This window comes from Methylobacterium sp. B1 (genome assembly GCF_000333255.1).
GTDB lineage: Bacteria > Pseudomonadota > Alphaproteobacteria > Rhizobiales > Beijerinckiaceae > Methylobacterium > Methylobacterium fujisawaense.
In genome coordinates, this window is record NZ_BACT01001086.1 from 1 (window position 1) to 4,174 (window position 4,174).

The following is a 4,174-nucleotide window of genomic DNA, read 5'->3' on the forward strand; positions in this document are numbered from 1 at the left end:
CAGCAGGGTCAGGCACTCGGCCCGGGTCAGGCCGGCGAGCCCCCGGTAGATTTCTTCCACCACCCGGGGCGCGAACCCCATGGACGGCTGGTCGAGGACGAGGAGCCGGGGCCGTCCCATCAGGGGCCCGGGCCGATCGCCGCCCATCTGCTGCTCGCCGCCCGAAAGGAGGCCGGCGGCGACCTCCCGCTTCGCGGCGAGGCGCGGGAAACAGGCCGTAGACCCGCTCCAGGTCGGCGCGCACGTCGCTGCGGCCCGAGCCGCGCCCGAGTCCGCCCGCGACGAGATTCTCCTGGACGCTCAGTCCCCGGAAGCAGTGCCGGCCCTCCAGCACGCCCACGAGCCCGGCGCGGACGAGGGCGTCGGTCCGGGTCCGCGTCACGTCGCGTCCGTCATAGGCGAGGCGCCCGGCCGTGACCTGGCCGCGCAGGGCCGGCAGCAGGTTCGACACCGCCCGCAGCAGGGTCGTCTTGCCGGCGCCGTTGGCGCCGACCAGGGCGACGATCTCCCCCGCCCGGACCGCGAGGTCGACGCCGTGCAGGGCGTGCACCGCCCCGCCGTAGACGACCTCCAGGGCCTCGACCTGCAGGAGGGTCGGCGCGGCGCTCATCGGGCGCTCACCGGGCCGCCGCGGCGGCCTGCTTGCCGGCCGCGTCCGCGGCCTCCTCCGCCGCGCAGTCGCGCGGGGTGAGGCCGTGCTCCTTGGCGTAGGCGGTCGCGGAGGCCTCGATGATCGGGCGCAGGCTCGCCCAGTCGGGGGCGATCCAGTCGGACACCACAGTCCACTTCGCCCCGTCCCATTGCTGGAAGGTGACGCGGCCCTCGCCTTCGTGGTTGGCGCAGGTGACGTTGATCGAGTGGAACAGGCCCTTGGCGCCGAGCGCCGCCACCCGGGCCTCGTCGAGGCGCAGGTGCTCGAAGCCCCAGCGCACCTCGTCGCCGGTGAGCGTGCGCGCACCGAACTTGCCTTGCGCGATCCGCACCGCCTCGACGTTGAGGATGCCGTTCAGCACACCGAGATTGTGGTAGACGCTGCCGATCCGCTTCCTGTCGGCGAGGTTGCCGTTGCCGGCCCCGTAGACCTTGCCGACGACCTCCTGGATCACCGGATAGGCGGTCCCCGAGGCCTGGGTGGTGATGGCGACGTAGCCCTTGGCGGCGTCGCCTGCCGGGATCACGTCCTCCTCCGAGTTCGACCAGACATTGCCGACGATGCGGTCGGCCGGGAAGCCGGTCTTCTGGGCGGTCTTGAGGGCCACCGGGTTCATCACGCCCCAGCCGCGCAGCACCACGAAATCGGGCCGCAGGCGCCGGATCGTCAGCCATTGCGACTGCTGCTCGTTGCCGGGATGGGGCACCTCGATCTGCGCGACGGTGAAGCCGTACCGCTCGGCGAGCTGCGCGTAGATCGGGATCGTCTCCTTGCCGTAGGGCGAGCCATGGTAGAGTACCGCGATGGTCTTGCCCTTGAGCTTGTCGAGGCCGCCCGCGCGGGTGCCGAGATACTGGATGATGCCGCTCGTCTCGCTGTAGGGGTTGAGCAGCAGCGGGAAGACGTAGGGAAAGACGCGCCCGTCGGTAGAATCGGTGCGGCCGTGGTTGATCGTGACCAGCGGCACCCTGTCGGCGGTGATGCGGTCGATCATCGCGTAGGCGATGCCCACCGAGAGCGGGTTCCAGGCGGCGATGCCGGGCCGGGACTTCAGCCGCTCGTAGACCTCGACCCCGCGCTCGACCTCGTACTGGGTCTCGCCCTCGCTCCAGGTGAGCTTGACGCCGTTCACGCCGCCGTCCCGGGCGTTGATCAGATTGAGATAGTCGATGAAGCCGCCGAAGAAGCCGGTCCCGCCGGCCGCGTAGGGGCCGACCCGGTAGCTCTGGAGCGGGAAATACTGCTCGTCGGCCCATCCGGCGCGCGGCGCGGCGGCGGCGAGCATCACGGTGCCGGCGAGGAGCGCGGCGCGGAGGCGGGTCGTCAGGGGCATGGTCGTCCTGGGGTTGGTCAGACGGGGAGGGGATCAGGCGGCGCGGCGGCCGAGGCGGCGGCCGGCCCGGTCGAGGAGGGCGGCGAGGCCCGCGGGCTCGCGGATCAGCACGGCCACGATCAGGGCGCCGAGGACGATGCGCTGGACCATCTCCAGGGTGCCGGAATCGAAGCCGTCGCCGAGGAGCGCCGCGCCGAGGCGGGCCAGCAGCAGGGGCAGCACCACGATGAAGCCCGCGCCCAGGAAGGCGCCGCGCAGGGTGCCCAGGCCGCCGATGATGACGATGAACAGGATCTGGAAGGAGCGGTCGAGGTTGAACCCCGCGGGCTCGACGGTGCGCAGATACGCGAAGGCCCACAGCGCCCCGGCGATCCCGATCACGAAGGACGAGACCGCGAAGGCCAGGAGCTTGGTCCGGGCGACCTTCACGCCGACGAGGCGGGCGGCGGTCTCGTTGTCGCGGATCGCCACGAGGTTGCGGCCCGTGGGGGAGCTCACGAGCCTCCACGCGACGAGGGTCAGCAGCGTGACCACCGTGAGCGAGACCAGGTAGCGCCCGCGCGGATCGTCGAAGGACAGGCCGGCCACCACCAGTCGGGGAGCGGTGATGACGCCCGAGGGGCTGTCGTCGGAGATCCAGCCGATCCGGTTCAGCGCCCAGGCGACGAAGAACTGCACGGCGAGCGTCGAGACCGCGAGGTAGAAGCCCCGCAGGCGCAGGGCCGGCAGCCCCGCCGCCAGCCCGGCGAGCGCCGCCACGAAGCCGGCGAGCAGGAGCGACGCCGGGAGCGGCAGGCCGGGCAGGCGCAGCGACAGGTTGAAGGCCGCGTAGGCCCCGACCGCCATGAAGGCGGCCGAGCCGAGGGAGAGCAGCCCGGCATAGCCGGTGAGCAGATTGAGCCCGAGGCCGGCCAGCGCCAGGGCCAGGAACGGCGTCAGCAGCGCCTCGAACAGGTAGCTCGTGCCGGTGAGCGGCACGATCCCGTAGGCCAGAACCAGCAGGGCGCCGAGGCCGAGGGCTCCGGCGGGCAGGTGGGGGCGCGGCGCGGCGCGGGGGAGGGCGTCCATGGCGTCTTCAGACCCGCTCGACGGCGCGCAGGCCGAACAGGCCCGACGGCCGGACCAGCAGGAAGCCCAGCGCCGCCACGTAGGCGATCCAGCCCTCGATGCCGCCGCCGATGACGGGCCCGAGATAGACCTCCGACACCTTCTCCACCGCACCGACGATCAGCCCGGCCACGATCGCCCCGGCGATGGAATCGAAGCCGCCGAGCACGAGCACCGGCAGGGCCTTCAGCAACACCAGCGACAGGGAGAACTGCACGCCGAGCCGCGCGCCCCAGAGCAGCCCCGCCACCAGCGCGACGATCCCGGCGGCGATCCAGACCGCCGACCAGATCCGGGGCAGGCGCAGGCCGGTGTTGAGGGCGGCCAGCGGATCGTCCGCCACCGCCCGGAAGGCGAGGCCGGTGCGGGTGTAGCGGAAGAAGGCGGAGAGGAGCGCCACCATCAGGCCGGCGGTCGCGGCGGCGAACAGGTCGAACCGGCTCACCAGCACGCCGCCGAGATCGATCGGCGTGTCGTCGATGCCGAGGTCGAGCCCGTGGACCTGGGTGCCCCAGGCGAGCTGGGCCGCGCCCTCGATCACGTAGGCGACGCCCAGCGTCGCCATGAACAGGGTGATCGGCGGCTGGTTGACCAGCGGCCGCAGCACCGTCCGCTCCACCGCGAGGCCGACCACCCCCATCGCGGCGAGGGTCGCGGCGAGCGCTGCGGGAAAGGGCAGGCCGCGCTCGGTGAGGCTCACGAAGGTGAGGGCGGCGAACAGCACCATCGCGCCCTGCGCGAAGTTCAGCACGCCCGAGGTCTTGTAGATCAGCACGAAGCCGATCGCCACGAGGGCGTACATCACGCCCGACAGGAGGCCGCCGACCACGACCTCGATCAGGAAGGCGGCCCATGTCCGGTCGATCCTGACGCAGGGCCTCACCCCGCAGGAGCCGCGTCCCGGCGGCGAATCGAAGCCCGGGTCACGCTGAGCGCCCTCCGCCACCGGAGCCATCCGCCGCAAGAGGAAGGGCTGCCGGCGGCCCTACGCCCTTTGAGCGTCGTGCGCGCCGATCACTTCGGGCTCATGTCGAGGGCGGCCCGGGAGGCCGCGCCCGTCGGCCAGGAACGCGAGGCGATCG

General features: G+C 72.5%; 3 protein-coding genes and 1 pseudogene. All 4 read right to left on the reverse strand.

Annotation, left to right across the window (positions count from 1 at the left end; all coding sequences use genetic code 11):
• Positions 1-610: pseudogene (locus I53_RS30130) on the reverse strand (ABC transporter ATP-binding protein); the annotation flags it as partial.
• A gap of 7 nt (positions 611-617) precedes the next feature.
• The gene (locus tag I53_RS30135) at positions 618-1,985 is read right to left on the reverse strand and encodes an ABC transporter substrate-binding protein (protein ID WP_043358078.1); all 1,368 of its coding nucleotides are present in this window, start codon (positions 1,983-1,985) and stop codon (positions 618-620) included.
• Between the two features lie 33 nt (positions 1,986-2,018).
• Entirely contained in the window at positions 2,019-3,053 is a 1,035-nt protein-coding gene (locus I53_RS30140) for a branched-chain amino acid ABC transporter permease (protein ID WP_043358080.1), read from the reverse strand.
• A gap of 7 nt (positions 3,054-3,060) precedes the next feature.
• A complete protein-coding gene (locus tag I53_RS30145) occupies positions 3,061-3,957 on the reverse strand; it encodes a branched-chain amino acid ABC transporter permease (RefSeq protein WP_043358082.1) in 897 nt (298 codons plus the stop codon).
• Positions 3,958-4,174: the final 217 nt, after the last annotated feature.

Bases quoted from the DNA above. Each gene is read 5' to 3' on its own strand.
- I53_RS30135 (WP_043358078.1), bottom strand. From the start codon at position 1,985: ATGCCCCTGACGACCCGCCTCCGCGCCGCGCTCCTCGCCGGCACCGTG.
- I53_RS30140 (WP_043358080.1), bottom strand. From the start codon at position 3,053: ATGGACGCCCTCCCCCGCGCCGCGCCGCGCCCCCACCTGCCCGCCGGA.